The organism is Streptomyces sp. NPDC057697, from assembly GCF_042799335.1.
Lineage (GTDB): Bacteria > Actinomycetota > Actinomycetes > Streptomycetales > Streptomycetaceae > Streptomyces.
Map to the genome: position 1 here is coordinate 191,034 of NZ_JBHVJA010000008.1, position 18,886 is coordinate 209,919.

Below are 18,886 nucleotides of genomic sequence, written 5' to 3' on the forward strand. Positions count from 1 at the left end.
GCCGGACCCCGGAAACCCGAACAGCGCCCCTCGCCCAGCGCCCGACCTCGGAAAGCAGGAACCATGCACGTCAACGACCACGACCGGTACGACCTGCTGGTCGTCGGCTCCGCCAACGCCGACCTGGTCGTCGGGGTCGAACGCCGCCCCGCGCCGGGGGAGACCGTGCTCGGCTCCGACCTGGCCGTCCACCCGGGCGGCAAGGGCGGGAACCAGGCGGTCGCCGCCGCCCGCCTGGGAGCCCGCACGGCCCTGCTGGCCCGGGTCGGCGACGACGCCCACGGCCGCCTGCTGCTGGACTCCCAGAGGGCGGCGGGCGTCGACACCGCCGGGGTGCTCGTGGGCGGGGCGCCCACCGGTGTCGCGCTGATCACCGTGGACCCCTCGGGCGACAACAGCATCGTGGTGTCGCCGGGGGCCAACGCCCGCCTCACGCCGCAGGACGTCCGGGCGGCCGGAGCCCTGTTCGGTGCGGCGCGGATCGTCTCCGTGCAGCTGGAGATCCCGCTGGAGACCGTTGCCGAGGTGGCCGCTGCGCTGGCGCCCGGCACCCGGCTGGTACTGAACCCGTCCCCGCCCGCGCCCTTGCCCGAGCGCGTGCTGGCCGTCTGCGACCCGCTGGTGGTCAACGAGCACGAAGCCCGCTCCCTGCTGGGCGCGGCGGCGGGCACCACCCCGCAGGAGTGGGCGCGCGCCCTCCTGGAGCTCGGCCCGCGCTCGGTCGTGGTCACACTCGGGGCGGCGGGCGCACTCGTCGCGGACTCCGGCGGCGCCGTACGCGTACCCAGCCCCGAGGTCGAGGCCGTGGACACGACCGGGGCGGGCGACGCGTTCACCGCCGCGCTGGCCTGGCGGCTCGGCCGGGGCGAGGGACTCGCCGAAGCCGCCGGGTACGCCGTGCGGGTGGGCGCGGCGGCCGTCACCGGCCGGGGCGCGCAGGCGTCCTTCCCGGCCCCGGGGGACCTCCCGGACGCGGCGGAAGTCCCGGCCCCGGACGATCTCCCGGACGCGGCGGAAGTCCCGGCCCCGGGCGATCTGCCGGACGCGGCGGAAGTCCCGGCCCCGTGAAGAAGGCAGGAATCCTCAACCGCCACCTCGCCGGGGCCCTGGCCGAGCTGGGCCACGGCGACGGCGTGCTGATCTGCGACGTGGGGATGCCCGTCCCGGCCGGTCCCCGCGTCGTCGACCTGGCCTTCCGGGCGGGCGTCCCCTCCTTCGCCGAGGTGCTCGACGGACTCCTGGACGAACTCGTGGTGGAGGGCGCGACGGCGGCGGACGAGGTACTGGACGCCAACCCGGAGACCGCGCGCCTTCTGGAGGACCGCCTCCCGGGACTCTCCCACGTACCGCACGAGGAGCTGAAGACACTCTCGGCGGGTGCCCGGCTGGTGGTGCGGACGGGGGAGGCCCGGCCGTACGCGAACGTGCTGCTGCGGTGCGGGGTCTTCTTCTGACGGGGCGGCCGGTACGGGCGACGCACCATCAGTAACCCATGGCTGGGGTTGCCTTGGGGTGTGCGTGACGTAGCGTTGCCCCTTTGGTGGTGCTCGACGGAGCACCGCGAGGCACCGTTGTGGCCCATCAGCCATGGGGCACCGAGGGGTTTTGGATGAAGCTCTGCTTCCTCGTCGAAGAGCTGTACCGGCATGACGGCATGCCGCTTGACGTGGTCCGGCAACTGACGTCGTGGGGACACCAGGTGGACGTGGTGCGGCCGGGCGGCTCGCTGCTGCGGATCTCGGAGGAGGTGCGGGCAGGGACCCACGACGCCTGGGTACTCAAGACCGTGTCCGGCGGTCCCGGGCTCACCCTCCTGGAGGCCGCGGCGGCGGTGGGCCTGACCACGGTGAACGACGCCCGGTCGATCCGCGCGGTGCGGGACAAGGTCCTCACCTCGGTCATCGCGCGACAGCACGGGCTGCCGGTCCCCGTGACGTACTCGGCACCGAGGGCCGCCCTGTTCGCGGACGTCCCCGCCGAACTCTTCCCGCTCGTGGTCAAGCCCGCCGACGGCAGCTCCGGGCGCGGCGTACGGCTCGTCTCGGACCCCGGACAGCTCACGGGGGCGGAGCGGACGGACGAGGGCCAGCTCGTCGCCCAGCCCTACGTGGCCAATCCGGGCTCCGACCTGAAGGTCTACTGTCTCGCGGGCGAGTTCCACGCGACGGTGCGCCGCTCCCCGCTCCACCCGGACGCGTCCGTCGACGAGCGGGCCGTCCCGTTGCCCGCCGAGGTGGCAGCGGCGGCGGCGAGGGTGGGCGCGGTCTTCGGCCTCGATCTGTACGGCATCGATGTGGTGCTCGGCCCCGACGGCCCGGTGATCGTCGACATCAACGACTTCCCGAGCTTCCGTCAGGTACCCGACGCCGCGGCCCGGCTGGCCGGAGCCGTCCTGGAACTGGCCAGGACCGGCGGCGACCGGCAGGCCGTACCCGCCGCCCCGCGCGTCCCCGCGCAGCCCCGGATCGCCTACGGGGTGCCCCAGCCCCGCCCCCTCGCCGGCACCGGCCCCGAAGCGGGCAGGGCGGCGACCGTGCCGGAGGGCGCCCAGATATGAGGGTGTGCCTGCTGACCGACAAGCCGGACCACCCGCTGCTCGCCGCCGCCTCGGCCACGCTGGCCGGGGCGGGGCACCGGGTCACGTTCCTGGACCCGGACGCCGGGACCGGGCCCGTGTCGCATCTGGTGGACCCGGGCGCCCTCGCCGATGTCTACCTCCTCAAGGCCCACACCCCGAGGGCCCTGGAGCTGGCCCGTTCCCTCGAAGCGCACGGTGCCCGGGTGGTGAACTCCGCCGCCGCGACGGAGCTGTGCCAGGACAGGAGCCGGATCGCCGCCGTGGCGGAGGCCGCCGGTCTGCCGATGCCCCGGACCTGGACCCTGGACGCGCTCTCCGGGGCCCTGCACGGAGCGGGGCTGCCGGAGCGCGGCCGCCCGTTGATGGTCAAGAGCCGCCACAGCCGACGCGGCGACCTGGTCGCCCGGGTGGACGGGCCGGACGGGCTCCGGGATCTCGCGGCCGCGTGGCCCGACGAGCCCGTCGTCCTCCAGGAGTTCATCGCGAACAGCGGCTGGGACCACAAGCTGTGGGTGATCGCGGGAGAGGTGTTCGCGGGGGTGCGGCCCGCGGCGGTGGGCGCGCCGCCGGACGGCACGCGGCCCGCGCCGCTGATCCGCGACCTGCCCGCGGCCTGGACCCGGCTCGCCCTGCGCGCGGGGGACATGTTCGGCCTGGACGTCTACGGTGTCGACCTGCTGGACCGCGAGGGCGGTCCCGTCGTCGTCGACGTCAACGCCTTCCCGGGGATCCGTGGCCAGAAGGGCGCCCCGGAGGCGCTGGCGGCCCTGGCGCTGCGACGTCCCGGCCAGGGTCCGCCGCCCGAGGGGTCCGGGGCGGTCCGGGGTGCCCCGGACGCCGGTGGCGCCGTCAGCTGCGGGTCGCGTACACGATGAGGTTGTCCACCGGGTGGCCCTGGGCGTCGAAGGAGCCGTCGCAGGTGATGAGACGGAGGCTGCGCGCGCGGGTGGCGCCGTAGACCTTCTCGGTCGGGAACGCCTTCTTGCTGACGGTCTCGGTGCCGGTGACCCGGAAGTGGAGTTCCGCGCCCCGGTCGTTGCGGACGGCGATGTCCGCTCCCGCCGCGATCTTCTTCAGATCATGGAAGACGGCCTTCCCGAAGCGGGTGTCGTTGTGTCCGATGATGACCGCCGCGCCGGGCTCCCCGGGCGCGACACCGCCGGTGTACCAGCCGGCGGTCATGCCCTTCTCGGCCGGCGGGACCTCGACGGTGCCGTCCTGGTTGAGGCCCAGGCGCATCAGCTCGCTGTCGATGCCCAGCGACGGGATGGCGACGTGGACGGGGACGGCCGCCGGGGGCCGGTCGCCCTCCGGCTTCCCGGCCCCCTTCGCACCGGTCCGCTCCGGAGCGCTGCTCGTACCCCCGTGGGGCGCGGGCGCGGACGAGCCGTCCGTGACGTCGGAGGAGCAGCCGGCGAGGAACAGGCAGACGAGCAACGGCAGTACGGCGCGCCGGAGCGAGGACGAGGGACGGGGCATGGGGGCTCCAGGTCTGGGCGGAGATCGGCAGTGGCGCCGCCCGGTACCGGACGGCGCCACGAGGACCGGCCGCCCCGGCGGACGCCGCGGCTGCCTCGGCAGCCGGCCGGCGCCCGGGGGCGGCCGTGGGGTCGGACTGGTCAGCCGTTGCGCTGGGCGGCCGAGCGGCGGCGCAGGACGACGGTGCCCGCCCCGGCGAGCAGCAGCGCCCCCGCGGCCGAGCCGGCGATCATGGTGGTGCTGTCGCCGGAGGTACCGGCCGGGCGCTCGCCCGCCGCGACGCCACCGCGCGGCACCGCCGACGGCTGCACGGAGGGCCGCGCGGAGGGCTCGGCGGTGGCGCCGCCCTTGTCACGCGCCGGGGCGGCGGACGGCTCGACCGAGGGGGCCGAGGAGTCGGCGAAGGCCGCGGCGGACGGTACGAGCACCGCGCCCGCCGCGACAGCGGCGAGGACGGCGGTGCGCAGGAGACGGTTGGGCATGGGGATGGCTCCATTCCAGGTCGGCCTCGGTGGTGCCCGGTGTCCGGTGCGCACCGGGCGCGAGGCATGGCGACAGGCTGGCGTGAAGTTATGAAGAAGCTGTCAGGACGTTGTGGCCATCGCATCAGCTCCGGTCCGTGGCCCGCGGGACCGTGCCGTCCGTCTCCCGGGGCCCGGATCGCGGCAGCCGCAGCGTGAACACCGAGCCCTGTCCCTCGACGCTCGTCGCGCCCACCGAGCCCCCGTGCGCCTCCACGAGCTTCCGTACGATCGCCAGCCCCAGCCCGCTGCCCCCGGTGCGACGGCTGCGTGACTTCTCGGCGCGCCAGAAGCGGTCGAAGACATGCGGCAGATGAGCCGCCGAGATGCCGCTGCCCGTGTCCGCGACCTCGACCAGCACCTCGCCGCCGTCCGCCGCCCCGCCCGCCGACGGCTCGGAGCCGTACGCGCGCACCGTCACCCGGCCGCCGGACGGGGTGTGGCGTACGGCGTTGGAGACCAGGTTGCCGACGGCCTGGCGCAGCCGGACCGGATCGGCCCACAGCTCGGGCGCGGGCGCCCCGTCCGCCCACGGCAGCGCGAGGAGCGTGACCCCCGCCGTGTCGGCCCGCGCCTGGTGCGCCGCGGCGACCTGTGCCAGCACGTCCTCGACGCGTATCGGCTCGGGATGCAGCCGCAGTACACCCGCGTCGGCCGCGGCGAGGTCCTGGAGATCGTCGATGATGTGCTGCAACTGCACGGCCTCCGTGTGCAGCGAGGCGATGAACACCGGATCGGGCTCCGCCAGTCCGTCCTGGGCGGCCTCCAGCCAGCCCCGGATGTTGCTCAGCGGGGTGCGCAGTTCGTGGGCGACATCGCTGACCATGTCCTTGCGCTGGGACTCCAGGCGTGCGCGGTGGTCGGCCATGTCGTTGAAGGCCGCGGCGAGCCGGCCGATCTCGTTGTCGCCGGCGACCCGTACGGGCGCGGAGTCCTCACCGTCCCGCATCCGCTGCGCCGCACCCGTCAGAGCGTGCAGCGGCCGCACGAGCCGGGACCCGGCGAGCACCGTGGCCCCGACGGTGAGCGCCAGGACGAGCGCCGCGGCGCCCGCGATCTTCGCGGTGTTCGCGGGGGAGAGGTCGAAGCCGGGCACGGTCGTGCCGCCCTCGTCGCCGATGAACAGCAGCGCGGGCGAGGCGACGTAGGAACTGAGCTGTTCCCTGCGGGCGGTGTCCACGCAGGAGGCGGCGGCCCGGTCGTCCTCGCCGTTCCGGACGCTCGGTACGGGGGTGGCGACTTCGGGGGCGGCAGCGGGTGCCTTCCTGGGCTGGGCGGCACTGCTCCAGGACAGGTCCGGATTGAGAAGTATGCCCGTGCGGCTCTGCCGCTTCAGACAGGCGTTGGCCAGCCCGTTGAGCGTGCCCAGCGCCTTGCGTTCGGTCCTGGTCGGGGTGTCCAGTTCGTCGGAGGCGCACCGCGTGTCCTGGACGCGGTCCGGATCATTGCCCACCACCTGGATGCGCGGGCGTCCGCTCGCGCCGCGCACCACGTCCGCCGCGATCCCCACGCGGTTCAGACAGGCCGCGTTCCGGTCGGCGGCGCGCTGCAACGCCTCACGTTCGGCGGCGGGCAGCCGGAACGGACCGACCGCGCGCGGGTCGACCCGGTCGGCCGCGCCGCCCTCCCGCTCGGTCGTCCGGGACAGCGCGGTGTCCACGGACAGCGGGTCGACGATCGCGGATGCCTGGGGCGGCAGCGCGGGCGGTGACGGCAGGGCCGCGGAGTCGGCGAGGGGCCGGCGCTGCTCCGTGGTGAGCGCGATGCGTCGCCCGGACCGGTGTGCGAGGTCGCGCACGGTGCCGTCGACCCCGTCCCAGGTGGAGTGGACCGCCGCGTAGCCGAGCAGGGTGTTGTAGATCCGGGCGTCGGCGGTGAGGTTCTGGCCCTGCTCCTGCCTGATGGCACCGGAGGTGGTCTGTACGGCGATCCAGGCGGTGGCGGCCACCGAACAGGCGGCCACCAGCGCGGACACCGCCAGCAGCCGGCCGAACAGGCTTCTGCGGAGCGGGAGCCGCGTACGTGGCCGTTCAGCACGCACGCGAAGCGGTCCTCTCCGGATCCGTCAGCTTGTAGCCGACCCCGAAGACGGTGAGCAGCCGGGCGGGGCGGCGCGGGGAGGGCTCGATCTTCTTGCGCAGGTTCATGATGTGCACATCGACCGTGCGGAAGCTGATGTAGCGGTCGAAGCCGTGCAGCTCCTCCAGGAGCCGCTGGCGGGTGAAGACGCGGTCCGGCTCGGTCGCCATGGCCGCGAGGATCCGGAACTCACCGGGGGTGCAGTCCACGGACCGGCCCCCGACGGACACCTCGTGCCGGTCCGGGTCGACGACCAGCGCACCGCACCTGAGCGCCTGGTCCGCGACGGGCTCGGCACCCTGCGCGCCGCGTCGGCTGCGCCGCAGCAGGGTCCGGACCCGGGCCATCAGCTCGCGGGGGCTGTACGGCTTGGTCATGTAGTCGTCCGCGCCGAGGTCGAGCCCCAGCAGCAGATCGTCCTCGGTGCTGCGGGCCGTCAGCATCAGCACCGGCAGTTCCCGGTGCTCGGCACGGAGCACCCGCACCACGTCCAGACCGTCCGCGCGCGGCATCATCACGTCGAGCACCAGGAGATCGGGCTCCCGGTGCCGGACCTGGGCGAGAGCCGCGAGGCCGTCGCCCACGACCGTGACCGCGTGCCCCTCGTGTTCGAGGTAGCGGCGTACGAGCTCGGCCTGTTTCTCGTCGTCTTCGGCGACCATGACGTTTGCGCACACGCGGACGATCGTAGAGGACCGCGCGGACCCGGCCCGTGGAGCGGGAGCGCTACCGGACCGACGCGACCAGCGGGTAGTGGTCGGAGAGGTTCGTGTACGTGTAGTCGGTACCCCAGCTGCTCACGGTCCAGGGCACGGTCTCCTCCTTGACCACCTCGTTCGTCCACCCCTGCGGCCGGGCGTGCCCGACGCGGTGCAGTACGTGGTCGAGGTCCTCGCGGGGGTCGTCGGGGTAGCGGTCGGCGGCGATCGAGTTCTCCCGGGTGTCGAAGGAGTACGGGTGACCGGTGCGGGCGTCGGCCGCGGTCAGTCCGGCGTCGTCGAGCATCGACGCGAACTCGGCGGAGCGCGAGTCGACATTGAAGTCCCCCGCCACGACGACCTGTTCGGAGGCCGGGATGTTCTTGGCGTCGAGGAAGGCGTCGATCTGCCGGAACTGAAGACGGCGCTTGGCGGCGGCCTCGCCCGCCTTGCAGCCCGGGTCGGTGGACTGCGTGTGGGTGCCCACCACATGGACCCGGACGCCCCGGACGTCCAGTTCCACGTAGGCGAAGCCCTTGTTGGACCAGCTGTCGCTGCCGCAGGCGTCCTTGTAGATGTGCTGTTCCTTGCGGACGGCGGGCCACTTGCTCAGTATCGTGACACCGCCGTCCTCCGGAGTGAGCGCCGAGTAGGCCCCGCCGGTCGCGTCCCAGCCGCTCCTGCTCCGGCCCACCACCGGTGTCCGGTACGGATACCGGGCGGCGGCGTCGCGCAGCAGCGCGTCGGACGCGGAGTTGTCGAACGCCTCCTGGAGCACGACGACGTCATTGCCCTGGAAGAAGGGCGCCTTCGCGATCTCGGCGGCCCGGTGGTCCTGCCCCCAGTTCGGGTACAAGTTCTTGCTCATGAGGAAGGTGTTGTACGAGAGGACGCGCAAGGACGGGGTCGGCTCCGCCGACGCCTGCGGTGCGCCGACGGCCAGGGTCGCGGCGGCCAGTGCGGCGGCCAGGGTTGCGCCGGAGATGCGGCGGATCGCGGGATTCGGCACGGGTTCTCCTGGTGCGAGAGGGGGCGGAAGGTGGTGCCGCCCATCAAAGCAGCGGGAGTTACCCGTGGGTAGACATCGGATGCCCTCCGTCTGGCCGCGACCGGAACGCATGGACGCGCCCCCTCGTCGGGCGGCGCCCGGCCGCACCGGCCCCTACGACGCCCCGGCCCGGGGCCGCGGCTCCCCGATCAGCGCGCCGCGTCCCCGTGGGACTCCATGAGCTCCTGGTGGGCCGCCAGCACGTCCTCGGGGAGCACCGTGATCATTTCCTGCCTGCTGGGCGTCGTGCCGCCCGCGTGCTCGGCGTACAGCCGCAGATCCCGCTGCGCGGTGGCCTTCTGGCAGAGCTCGCGGGCGAAGCGGGCATTGCCCAGGGTGTCGGCCATGCCTCCGTCCACCGCCGACTCGAAGAGCGCGCCGAGCGCCGCCGCGGCCCCCTCGTCGGGTTCGTCGCCCTGGCCCGCCAGGACGGACCGGGCGATCAGCAGCAGCTCCCGGGCGGAGTACGAAGGGAAGTCGACGCGGGTGTTGAACCGGGACACCAGCCCCGGGTTGGCGGCGAGCAGCCCCGTCATCTCCTCGCGGTACCCGGCGAGTACGACGACGAGCCGGTCCCGGTCGTCCTCGGCCCGCTTCAGGAGCACCTGGAGCGCCTCGTCGCCGAACGCGTCGCCACCGCTGTACCCGCTGTTGGACAGGGCGTACGCCTCGTCGATGAACAGCACGCCGTTCAGGGCGGAGTCGATGACCTTGCTGGTCTTGATGGCGGTGGACCCGAGGTGCTGCCCGACGAGATCGACGCGCTGGGCCTCGACGACATGGCCGGAACGCAGCAGCCCCAGACCGGCGAAGACCTTGCCGATGATGCGGGCGACGGTGGTCTTGCCGGTGCCGGGCGGACCCGCGAAGACGAAGTGCCGGGGCCGGGCGCCGCTGGGCAGTCCCTGTTCCTCCCGGAGCGCCGCCATGCGCAGTTGCGCGATCAGCGTGAGGACCTGCCGCTTCACCGGCTCCAGGCCGATCATGCCGTCCAGCGCCTCCTGGGCCTCCGCGAGCAGCCGCGCCATCTCCTGCGGGGAGAGCCCGTCCCCCGCGCCCTCCTCGGGGCCCGGACCGGCCGCGGGGGCCGTGGGCCCGGAGCCCGGCGCGGCGGTACGGGCCCCGGGGACACCCGCGGAGGGCGGCGCGGAAGGCGCGGGGGAGGCGGCCGGGGGCGCCCCTGCCACCGACGAGGCCGTCGGAGCCGCCGAGCGCGCCTGCGCCCGTACGTCCACGTCGAAGAGGCCGGGCGCGCACCGGAACGCGTACTGATACCGCTTCAGCGCCTCCTCCGGGCGGCCCAACGACTCCAGCGAGCGGCCCATGAAGTACTTGACCTCGGCGTCGAAACGGCTTCCGGACTCCAGCTTTCCCGGCAGCTCGGCCAGTACGTTCAGCGCCTCGTGGCACACACCCTGCGCGAACAGCGCCGCACCCACGTACAACTGCGCCTCGTCGTGCAGGAACGCGTCGCGGATCCCCGGGGCGAAACGCAGGACCAGGGACCAGTCCTCCTTGAGGAAGGCGTACCGGGTGCAGACGAACCGGGTCTCGTCGCAGTCCAGTTGCGCCGTGGAGAGCCCGGCCCAGGCGTCGTCGAGCTGCCCGGTGTCCAGCAGCGAGGTCATGGCCGCGACCCAGAGGTCACGGGCGCTTTCGAGCCGGAAGGTGACGTAGTGGCCGAGCTGGAACCGGGAGCGGAGCGGCATCCCGAACTTCGCACGCAGCGCGCCGAACGAACCGGAGGCCCGGACCATGCCGTCCAGCGCCTCCTTCTGACGCTGCCCGGTCGCGTGCAGCCCCAGCCAGGCATCGGCGGCCTGCGGATCGTGTGCCGCGGCGAACGAGAACCGCTCGGCAGCGGCCGCCTGATCGCCCTGCTGGAACAGGACCATCGCCTGCTGCCAGGCCTGCTCCGCCTTCCTGGCCGAACCCCGGTGTGCGGCTGCTCCCTGCACAGTTACTCCCCTCGACGGGCCCCCGGCCCGCGCGCCGACGGCCGACGGGGCTCGCCGTGACGACCTGGAACAACCGCCAGGATATCCAACACGGCCCGACGGCCGGTGAATATGTCCGGCGCCCGCCCCGCCGGTTCGGCGCACACGCCGGCGGCACCGGACCGCCCGGCCCGTCCGGGCGCCGCCGGTACACCTGTTCCAGGACGGACGAACGGCCGGACCGCGCCCGGCACGGAAGAACACCACCGCGAAGTCCGGGGAACCGGGACCCGTCTGGCGCTAACGTGGCTCCGCACGGTGGCAGCGACGGTGCCGGGGAGGGCGCACCGCGCGGAACACCGGGAACGAGGAGTGCGCGACATGCTGGATCCCACTTCGGTGGCGGCGATTTCGGCGGTACTCGGCGCGGTCGGCTCGGGGATGGCCAACGAGGCCGGCAAATGGGCCTGGGAGTCCACCGGCGGCGCGGTCCGAAGGATCGTGGGCCGCGAGGTCCCCGCCCCCGTGGCCCAGGACGAGCGGGACGAGGTGGCCCGCATGGTCCACGACCACATCCGGTCCGATCCCCGGGCCGCCGCCTCCTGGACCGCGTTCGCGGCACGGGTGCGCAGGGCCCCCGCCGCGACCGGGGCCGTACGGTCCGACCTGCCCTCCTCCATCAGGTTCTTCACGGACCGCAAGGAGGCGATGAGGCAACTCCGGCGGGAGGCGTCCCGCCGCCCGGACGGACGGCCCCGGATCGCCCTGGTGCACGGCCCGGACGGCATGGGGTCCAGCACGCTCGCCGTGCACTTCGGAGCGCAGCCGACCCGCCTCTTCCCGGACGGCCAGATCTACGCCGACCTCGGCGCGGGAGGCTCCGGCGGCGCCCGCGACACCGGGACCGTGCTCCGCGCCCTCCTGCGTCAACTGCGCGTGCCGGACGAGGAGATGCCGACCGGGACCGACGAGCTGGGCGCGTTCTACCGTGACCGTGTGGCGGACCGCGGGCTCCTGGTGGTGCTCGACCACGCGTACTCCGCCGGGCAGGTGAGGCCCTTCCTGACCCCGGCGCCCGGGGTGTTCACGATCCTGGTCGCCCGGAACCCGTTCCCCGGCATCGACGCCGTGCGCGTGCCCGTCGGCCCGCTCTCGGACCGGGACGCGGTGCGCCTGCTCACCGACATCACCGACAAGTCCACGATCAATGCCGCGCGTGCCACGCTGCCCTCGCTGCTCCAGCGCTGCGGCGGATCCCCGTACGCCCTGCGCGCCGCGGCCCACCAGCTCTCCGCTCCCACGCTCCCGCCGCGCCCCGCCGGGGCGGACGGCGACCCGGTGCGCGGCGCCGCCGAGGACAACTACCGCCTTCTGACGCCGCAGTCCGCGCGGCTGTACCGGCTGATGGCCCTGCGCCCCTGGCCCGCGTTCGACGCCGCCGCGGCCGCCCGGACCACCGGCCGGGACCACGACGAGGCGGCGGAACTCCTGGACGGACTCGCCGACCGGATGCTCCTGGAGCGCGGGACCGCCGACGGCCGCTACCACTACCGCCCGGGAATCCGCGCACACGCCGAGGCCGCCGCGATCCGGGAGGACGGCATCGCGGCCTGCTCGGCGGCCCTCCACCTCTCCCTGACCGGGTACGCGGACCTGGCGGCCTCGGCCGCCCACCAGGCGCTCCCCAGGAGCTGGCGCGTCCCCGCACCCACCGGCGGACGCACCGGCCGGAGCCACGAGGACGAGGGCGCCGCCCTCGGCGCACTCCTCGCCGAGCTGGGCAACCTGGTCGAGGCGGTGCGCTGCGCCGAGGAGTCCGGCGACCCGGACACCGCCGTACGCCTCTGCCGGGCCCTGTGGCCGCTCCAGCTCAAGGCGGGCCACCACGAGGTGCTGCTGCCCGCCCTCCGCGTCGGGGCGCGGCTCGCCGACGCCCGGGACCCCCTGAGCCCCGACGCCGGAGCGCTGCACGCACAACTCGCCCACACCCTCACCGAGCTGAAGCGCTGGGACGAGGCGGAGACGGAGGCACGGGCGGCGGCGAGGGCCGAGGAGGCGGCCGGCCACAAGCGGGGCCACGCCTCGGCCGTCGAGTTCCTGGGGCTGCTGAGACTGCGCCAGTGGCGGAACGAGGAGGCGTACGCGTGCTTCGACGAGGCGGGCGCCATCCTGGACACGCTGGGCGATCAGGACGAGGGGACCGCGGACCTGCCGCGCGCCCGCGCCCTGCTGGAGCGTCATCGCGGACGGGCGCTGCGCGGTTCGGGGCAGCGGGCGGCGGCCCGGGAGAAGCTGGAGGCCGCGCTCCGGTACTTCCGTACGAGCGGCGATGCGTACAACACGGCCCGGACGCTCACGGACCTGGCCGGGACCTGGCTGGACGAGGAGGACACCGGAGCGGCGCTGCCGTTGATCGAGGCGGCGATCACCACGCTCGACGGCCAGAACGCCGAGTACCAGCTGCGGATCCTCCGGCGGATGCGGGAGGACTGCGGCACGGAGTGAGCCCTCCTTCGCGCCCGGCTCAGCCCCCGGCCTCCGCGGCCGCCGACGGAACGACCCGGACGCGGTGCAGCCCGGTACCCGTCCGTACGGAGAGGCCGTGGGCGACGACCCGGGCGAGCCTGCGGCCGGTCTCCGCCGGATCGTGGCCGCCCGCGGCCAGCCAGGCGTGGAGGGCGGAGGCGTACACGGCGGGGTCCACGGCGGGGCCGTTCTGCGCACCGGACCCGGGCACCGCCGCCAGCCGGAGCGGCGCCCGGCCGCGTACCCGGACCACGCAGGCGGACGGTCCGGTGGTGTAGGCCGCCAGGGCACAGCCCGGATGGCGGCGGAGCACCTCGGCGGTCCAGAGCGACGGGGAGCCGAAGCGCGGATCGTCGGGCGCACCGTCGCGGAAGACGAGGTCGGCCAGGTCCAGCCGGTCCGCGTCACGGGTGTCCTCGTGGACGGCGATGTGCAGTTCGCCGCCGGGGCCCGAGCCACCGTCCGCCGGGCTCCGGCCCGCCCAGCGGCTGATCGCCACCTCCCCGGGCCCGAGCACCCGGGACAGGACATGCAGGGGGACGGTGACGGTCGCCGCCTCGTATCCGGGCAGCGGGAGCGGCTCCAGCGACGCGGGCCGGTCCGGTTCCGGCGCCCCCATCATCGAGTAGAAGAGCCTCCTGAGCCGGACCGCCGACTCGCCCGGCACGGAGGTGGTGAACGCGGCGGGGCCCGGCAACGGCCGGTGACGCACGATGAGTTCCTCGATCTGGGGGGCCAGCGGCGCTTCGGGGACGAGCCGTGGCGCCTCCCGCATGAACGAGGAGATCGGCGCGTCGGGGTCGAGGGCGTCGAGCGGTGCGGCGCCCAGGAGCACCGGGGTGCCGAGGGCGGCCGCGTAGTAGGTCACGGAGCCGTGGTCCCCGATGACGGCGTCGGCGGCCAGCAGCGCCTGCCGCCAGCCGTCCAGCGGGTCGATCAGCGCCATTCCGGCGCGCCGCGCCCGATCGAGCCAGGAACGGATCTGGCCCGGACCGTGCCCGTGCCAGATGTTGGGGTGCAGTACGGCCGCGAACCGGTATTCGTCCACGGGGAATTCGTCGGCGAACCGGTCGAGCAGGGCGGCGATGACATCACCGCCCTCCGGGGGCCTTCCGCCGTCACCGAAGAGCGACTGCGGGTTCCAGGTCGAGTTGAGCAGCACCAGTCGCTGTCCCGGCCGGACCCCCAGCGCACGGCGGAAGCGGGCGCGGTACGGCCGTGCGGCGAGCATCCGGTCGTAGCAGGGGTCCCCGGCGAGCACGGCGGTCGGCGCGGCCTCGGGGCAGGCGGCACGCAGCCGCTCGGCCTGTTCGGGGTGGGAGAGCACGAGCGCGTCCGCGAGGGGAGTGCCTCGGGGCGTCAGCAGCCACTCGGGCGCGAGCCCGAACACGGGCGCGGGCGCCGCCCCGGCCCTCGCCCCCGACCCGGCGTCCGGCGTCCGGCGTCCGGCGTCCGGCGTCCGGCGTCCGGCGTCCGGCGTCCGGCGTCCGGCGTCCGGCGTCGCCAGCCTCTTAGTATATCCAACGCCGTGCGAAAGAATGGTCAACTTGCCTGAAAATACATCCAGTTGGCCGCCGAAGCTGGCGGACACCACCAGGTCCACCCGCGTCTCGGCCGCCTGCTCCCACGGCAGTACCGGAATCCCCGTGTCGGCCAGCAGCTCGGCGGTCCCGGCCGCGAATGCCGAGGAACCCGTGCAGGTCACCAGGAGCTGGACGCGCAGGTCGTCGTCGAAGAGCGGCAGTACATCGAGCAGCCGCGTCGCGGACGTGACGTTGTGCACGACGACCAGCACCCGCAGGCACGTCCCCCGCGTCGCCCACCGCGCCGCGTCGTCCCCCACCGGCACCCGCACCCGGTCGGCCCGCCCGTACCCCATCCGCACGCCCCTCATCCGCCCCGGCCCCCTCGCGGGGGCCGTGCCGCCCACGCGAGCGGCCACGACAGTCAACCAGCACGACGGCCGCCGGGGCCATCACGGGGACGCGGTCCGGGTGTCCCCCGGACCCGGGCCCGGCGCCCGGAGGACACACGCCGTGGCGCATCCCGCCCCAACTACGGCGACGCCCGGGTAGGTTGAGGCCATAGCTTGATCGCTTTCGTGCCCGGAGGTCTCCATGAGTGCGCATCAGCCGCCCGCCGCCCCGTCCACCGGGCCGGAGCCGGACCGCATCGACACCACCAGGCCGCATCCCGCGCGGGTGTACGACTGGTTCCTCGGCGGGAAGGACAACTATCCCGTCGACGAGGAGCTCGGCCGGCAGATCGCCGGGCTCTCGCCGGACACGAAGCGCATCGCGCGCCACAACCGGTGGTTCATGCACCGTGCGATGCGCTGGCTGGCGGGGGAGGCGGGGATACGGCAGTTCCTCGACATCGGTTCCGGCATCCCCACCGAGCCCAACCTCCACCAGGTCGTCCGGAGCACCGCCCCCGACGCCCGGGTCGTGTACGTGGACAACGACCCCATCGTCCTCGCCCACGCCGAGGCACTCCTGAGCGGGACCCCCGACGGGGCGACGGCCTACCTCGACGCCGATGTACGGGAACCGGAGAAAATCCTCCGGCTCGCCGCCGACGTGATCGACTTCGACCGGCCCGTCGCGCTCTCCCTCGTCGCGCTGCTGCACTTCATCGGCGACGGCGACGGCGACGGCCACGGAGCGGGGAGGAGCGAGGGGGCGTACGCGCTGGTGGAACGTCTGGTGGAGCGGCTCCCCGCCGGGAGCTTCCTGGTGCTGTCGCAGCTCACCGGCGACTTCGACCCCGAGAGCGTGGAGAAGGGAGTGGCCTCGTACGCGGCGGGCGGTGTGACGCTCGTGCCGAGGTCGCGCCGTGGTGTGGGCCGGTTCTTCGAGGGGCTGGAAGTGGTGGAACCGGGCCTGGTCCAGGTCGTCGACTGGCATCCGGAACTCAGCCTCGGCGACCTTCCGGTGGAGACCCGCCCGGTGCCGATCTACGGCGCGGTCGCCCGTAAGCCGTAGCGGGCCCCGGGCCCCGGGGCACGGACCGGGGGCCGTCCACGGACGGCCCCCGGCCGGGTCCCGGCGCGCGGCCGGGGACCGCGCGCGTCGCCTACTTCCGCAGTTCGACGGTGAAGCCGCGCCCGGTGGAGACGGACGGCGTCTTGATCTCCGTGATCCCGGTCGCCGGATCGGTGAACCAGCCCGAGCCGGCCGCGGCGAGCCCGGCCGCCGAGTTCAGCCGGTGCAGCCGGGTGTGGCCCATGACGACCTGCGACGGGGCGCTCCCGCCGTGCACGGTGAGGTCGTAGGCGCGGGCGGACACCTTGCCCGCGTAATGGCCCACGCTCGCGCCGATCGTGACGGTGGTGCCGCCCTTCCTGCCCCGGGCGGGTGCCCGGACCTTCACGTGCTGGGTGGCCGAGGCCCCCTCCGCGAACTTCCGCGTCACGCCGTCGTCCTCGTAGAGGGTGTAGTCCGTGGTGCCCTGCGGGTGGATGTCGTAGCCGAGCCGGGTCCTGTCCCGGGACTCCCAGGACACGGTGCCCTTCGGCCACATCGGCACGATGGAGCCGCCCTTGACGAAGAGCGGCAGGGTGTCCAGCGGCGCCTTGTAGCCGTCGACCGTGGTCGGGCCCTGGTACGTCCTGCCCGTCCAGTAGTCGGTCCAGGTGCCCTTCGGCAGGTAGATGCCGTCCCGGACGTCCGTGTCGCTGTACACCGGCGCGACCAGGAAGTCGGGTCCGGCGAGGAACTCGTACCTGGCGTCCGGACCGAGCGCCGCCGGGTCGTCGGGGTACTCCAGGGCGAGCGGCCGGACCGCGCCGACACCGGTCTTCGTGGCCTCCTTCGACAGGGTGTACATGTACGGCAGCAGCCGTTCCTTCAGCTGGAGGTACTTGCGGTTGATGGAGGTGTACGGCTCGCCGTCCAGCCAGGGCTGCTGGTCGTGCGGCTGCTTGGTGGTGATGTCGCTGGCCCAGCCGTCCATCGTCATGATGGCCGGGAGGAAGGACTTCCACTGCAGGTCACGGGTGTACATCTCGGGGTCGTGGCGGTAGATGCTGCCGACGTCGCCCGTGTTGTACGCGATGCCGGACATCGTCGCGCCGGCATAGGTCGGGATCTGCCAGCGGATGAAGTCCCAGGACAGGCTCTGGTCGCCGCTCCACAGCACACCGCAGCGCTGCGCACCGGCCCAGGACACGGGCAGCCAGACGAAGCCGCGGGCGTCGCTGTTGTTCTCGATCCCGGCCTTGGCCTGGTCGCAGGCGTCCAGGGCGAAGCCGTATCCGCCGCCGACCCAGGCGACGTCCAGCTTGCGGACGCGCACCCCGGCCTTGGCCTCCGCGGCCTCGTCGGGCAGGCCGTTCTGCGTCCAGAGGCCGAGCTGGGCGTGGTTCTTGTTGAGGCCGGTCCCCGCCTGGGCGAGGTCCTCGTAGCCGCAGCCGTAGCCGTCGTTGACGAGCATCCAGCCGAGTGGCATCCCGTTGTCGACGTAGCTGTCGGAGACCTTCAGCGCGTCGAGGGTGTGGCGCTCGCCCCGGTTGGCGTTGTGGAGGTAGCAGTCGGCGGAGCCGGGCTCCAGCCCGTAGACCGGCGGCATGAACGGCTTGCCCACCAGGGAGGTGTACTTGCCGATGACCGTCTTGGTGTCACCGGTGAAGTAGTAGGCGTCCAGGCGCCGTTCCTGCTGGCCGGTGCGGACCGGTGCGCCGAAGTCGTAGATGCCGGGCGTCATGGTGTTGCGGAAGACGCCGTAGCCCGCCGTGGAGAGGTAGAACGGCTGGGAGTTGTTGTAACCGCCCTCGTTCCAGTTGGTGTTGTTGCCGACGTTCATCACCTGGCCGCGGTGCGAGAAGCTGCCGTTCTGCTCGCCCCCGCCGAAGAACTGCTCGTCGGTGCCGCGCTTCAGGCTCTGCCGCATGCCGCCGCCGGTCCAGCGCAGCGGATCGGCCTCCTGCCAGATGGCCGTGCGGTTGTCGGCCTTGTAGAGGCCGAAGCGCAGCGGCTTCTTGTAGACGCGCAGGACCACGCCCTTGGAGCGGATGCCGTAGTAGCCGCCCGCGTCGAAGGTGCTGGTGCGTGGCTGGGCGGTGGGCTGCCGCCGGATCATGTGGCTGTCCTTCGGGTCGGCGAGCACGCCGTCCGGGGATGCCTGGAGCCGCAGGGTGTCGTCGGTGAAGAACTCGGCGCGCGCCTTGAGCGCACCGGCCCGGATCTCGTACCTGCCGTGCGCGCCGCCGAAGCCGGTGAGGTTCCCGGCGTCGGTGGCCTCCGGGAGATAGGCCGTTCCGGTGAACGAGTTGTCGTGCACGTCGTAGGGGACGACGACCACGTGGTACGTCCCGGAGGCCTTCGGGACGACCGTGGACTCGGGGTCGGCGGTGCCCGCGCTGGACGCCACCTGCTTGCCGGCCGAGTCGTAGATGTACATGTCGAAGTCGTCGGTGGGCGTCTCCCACTGGATGGAGACGGGGACTCCGCCCTCGGGGTTGTCGTCCCACTGGCCCGCGGGCGGGTCGACGGTGAGGTCGAACCGGGCGCAGACCGCGTTGTCCGGGTCCTCGGCGGCCGTGCCGCACTTCGTGGGCGAGTCGACGGTGCCCTTCGGGTAGACCGGGCTCTGCCACGTCACGTTCTTCGTGGTGCCGTCCAGGGTGCCCGAGGGCGTGGCTGCGGCGTGGGCCCGCGGGGCCGGGGCGGTCAGCGCGGTGAGCGCGAGGACGATCACCGACAGCGTGCCGGCCGCCGCCTGGCCGGAACGGTTCTGAAGGATCCGCAAGGAGTGTTCTCCGTTCGTACCGAACAGTGAAGTAGGCGATGCCTGCGCAGACATGATTGAAACTCTGGAGATTCGAGCATCAGAATTCACCGTGCGACCGGTGCATGTCAATGTTCCGGCCCATGGTCCATGCCTGCCCATTCCTGACCGTGCCCGAATGCCGCCCTGCGGCGAAGTGGCTCGATCCGGGCGGGAGTTCGTCGGGGAGGCGTGTCACATCCCACCTCTTTTGATCAGTGATGCTCAGAAAACGGTCTTCTTGAATCGGAAGA

14 protein-coding genes are annotated in these 18,886 nt (G+C 73.5%); 6 read left to right on the forward strand and 8 right to left on the reverse strand.

What is annotated here, in order from left to right:
• Positions 1–63: 63 nt before the first annotated feature.
• From ACFVFH_RS21780 to ACFVFH_RS21795, 4 genes are all read left to right on the forward strand, one after another.
• Entirely contained in the window at positions 64–1,068 is a 1,005-nt protein-coding gene (locus ACFVFH_RS21780; RefSeq protein ID WP_383771209.1) for a ribokinase, read from the forward strand.
• Positions 1,065–1,454, forward strand: coding sequence for a D-ribose pyranase (gene rbsD, locus ACFVFH_RS21785; RefSeq protein WP_383771212.1), 390 nt, complete (start codon positions 1,065–1,067; stop codon positions 1,452–1,454). The genes ACFVFH_RS21780 and rbsD overlap by 4 nt, the downstream gene beginning before the upstream one ends.
• Before the next feature lie 155 nt (positions 1,455–1,609).
• Positions 1,610–2,557, forward strand: coding sequence for a RimK family alpha-L-glutamate ligase (locus ACFVFH_RS21790; RefSeq protein WP_383771215.1), 948 nt, complete (start codon positions 1,610–1,612; stop codon positions 2,555–2,557).
• The gene (locus ACFVFH_RS21795) at positions 2,554–3,453 is read left to right on the forward strand and encodes a RimK family alpha-L-glutamate ligase (protein ID WP_383771218.1); all 900 of its coding nucleotides are present in this window, start codon (positions 2,554–2,556) and stop codon (positions 3,451–3,453) included. Before ACFVFH_RS21790 ends, ACFVFH_RS21795 begins: the two co-directional genes overlap by 4 nt.
• Here the strand turns inward: ACFVFH_RS21795 and ACFVFH_RS21800 are convergent.
• The 6 genes from ACFVFH_RS21800 to ACFVFH_RS21825 all read right to left on the reverse strand — a co-directional run bounded on the left by ACFVFH_RS21800 (position 3,428) and on the right by ACFVFH_RS21825 (position 10,361).
• Entirely contained in the window at positions 3,428–4,057 is a 630-nt protein-coding gene (locus ACFVFH_RS21800; RefSeq protein WP_383771220.1) for a class F sortase, read from the reverse strand. The genes ACFVFH_RS21795 and ACFVFH_RS21800 overlap by 26 nt on opposite strands.
• Positions 4,058–4,197: 140 nt before the next feature.
• A complete protein-coding gene (locus ACFVFH_RS21805; protein ID WP_383771223.1) occupies positions 4,198–4,539 on the reverse strand; it encodes a sortase-dependent protein in 342 nt (113 codons plus the stop codon).
• Between the two features lie 124 nt (positions 4,540–4,663).
• Positions 4,664–6,619 (reverse strand): sensor histidine kinase, encoded by a 1,956-nt coding sequence (locus ACFVFH_RS21810; protein WP_383771225.1) that lies wholly within the window; start codon positions 6,617–6,619, stop codon positions 4,664–4,666.
• Positions 6,609–7,319, reverse strand: coding sequence for a response regulator transcription factor (locus ACFVFH_RS21815; protein ID WP_383771544.1), 711 nt, complete (start codon positions 7,317–7,319; stop codon positions 6,609–6,611). The genes ACFVFH_RS21810 and ACFVFH_RS21815 overlap by 11 nt, the downstream gene beginning before the upstream one ends.
• A 64-nt stretch (positions 7,320–7,383) precedes the next feature.
• Positions 7,384–8,364, reverse strand: coding sequence for a sphingomyelin phosphodiesterase (gene sph, locus ACFVFH_RS21820; RefSeq protein WP_383771228.1), 981 nt, complete (start codon positions 8,362–8,364; stop codon positions 7,384–7,386).
• A 188-nt stretch (positions 8,365–8,552) separates the two neighbouring features.
• The gene (locus ACFVFH_RS21825; protein ID WP_383771231.1) at positions 8,553–10,361 is read right to left on the reverse strand and encodes an AAA family ATPase; all 1,809 of its coding nucleotides are present in this window, start codon (positions 10,359–10,361) and stop codon (positions 8,553–8,555) included.
• Between the two features lie 360 nt (positions 10,362–10,721).
• Between ACFVFH_RS21825 and ACFVFH_RS21830 the strand changes: the two genes are divergently transcribed.
• A complete protein-coding gene (locus ACFVFH_RS21830) occupies positions 10,722–12,845 on the forward strand; it encodes a tetratricopeptide repeat protein (protein ID WP_383771234.1) in 2,124 nt (707 codons plus the stop codon).
• Positions 12,846–12,864: 19 nt separating this feature from the next.
• On the opposite strand, the gene ACFVFH_RS21835 is transcribed toward ACFVFH_RS21830, so the two are convergent.
• Positions 12,865–14,760: a hypothetical protein gene (locus ACFVFH_RS21835; protein WP_383771238.1), complete on the reverse strand. Its 1,896-nt coding sequence runs from the start codon at positions 14,758–14,760 to the stop codon at positions 12,865–12,867.
• A gap of 223 nt (positions 14,761–14,983) precedes the next feature.
• On the opposite strand from ACFVFH_RS21835, the gene ACFVFH_RS21840 reads away from it, so the two are divergent.
• On the forward strand, positions 14,984–15,850 hold the full coding sequence (locus ACFVFH_RS21840; protein ID WP_383771241.1) for an SAM-dependent methyltransferase: 867 nt from the start codon (positions 14,984–14,986) through the stop codon (positions 15,848–15,850).
• Between the two features lie 91 nt (positions 15,851–15,941).
• Here ACFVFH_RS21840 and ACFVFH_RS21845 read toward each other — a convergent pair whose 3' ends face one another.
• On the reverse strand, positions 15,942–18,668 hold the full coding sequence (locus ACFVFH_RS21845; protein ID WP_383771244.1) for a TIM-barrel domain-containing protein: 2,727 nt from the start codon (positions 18,666–18,668) through the stop codon (positions 15,942–15,944).
• Between the last annotated feature and the right edge of the window lie 218 nt (positions 18,669–18,886).

Bases quoted from the DNA above. Each gene is read 5' to 3' on its own strand.
- ACFVFH_RS21780 (WP_383771209.1), top strand. From the start codon at position 64: ATGCACGTCAACGACCACGACCGGTACGACCTGCTGGTCGTCGGCTCC.
- ACFVFH_RS21790 (WP_383771215.1), top strand. From the start codon at position 1,610: ATGAAGCTCTGCTTCCTCGTCGAAGAGCTGTACCGGCATGACGGCATG.
- ACFVFH_RS21795 (WP_383771218.1), top strand. From the start codon at position 2,554: ATGAGGGTGTGCCTGCTGACCGACAAGCCGGACCACCCGCTGCTCGCC.
- ACFVFH_RS21800 (WP_383771220.1), bottom strand. From the start codon at position 4,057: ATGCCCCGTCCCTCGTCCTCGCTCCGGCGCGCCGTACTGCCGTTGCTC.
- ACFVFH_RS21805 (WP_383771223.1), bottom strand. From the start codon at position 4,539: ATGCCCAACCGTCTCCTGCGCACCGCCGTCCTCGCCGCTGTCGCGGCG.
- ACFVFH_RS21815 (WP_383771544.1), bottom strand. From the start codon at position 7,319: ATGGTCGCCGAAGACGACGAGAAACAGGCCGAGCTCGTACGCCGCTAC.
- ACFVFH_RS21830 (WP_383771234.1), top strand. From the start codon at position 10,722: ATGCTGGATCCCACTTCGGTGGCGGCGATTTCGGCGGTACTCGGCGCG.
- ACFVFH_RS21835 (WP_383771238.1), bottom strand. From the start codon at position 14,760: ATGAGGGGCGTGCGGATGGGGTACGGGCGGGCCGACCGGGTGCGGGTG.
- ACFVFH_RS21840 (WP_383771241.1), top strand. From the start codon at position 14,984: ATGAGTGCGCATCAGCCGCCCGCCGCCCCGTCCACCGGGCCGGAGCCG.
- ACFVFH_RS21845 (WP_383771244.1), bottom strand. From the start codon at position 18,668: ATGTCTGCGCAGGCATCGCCTACTTCACTGTTCGGTACGAACGGAGAA.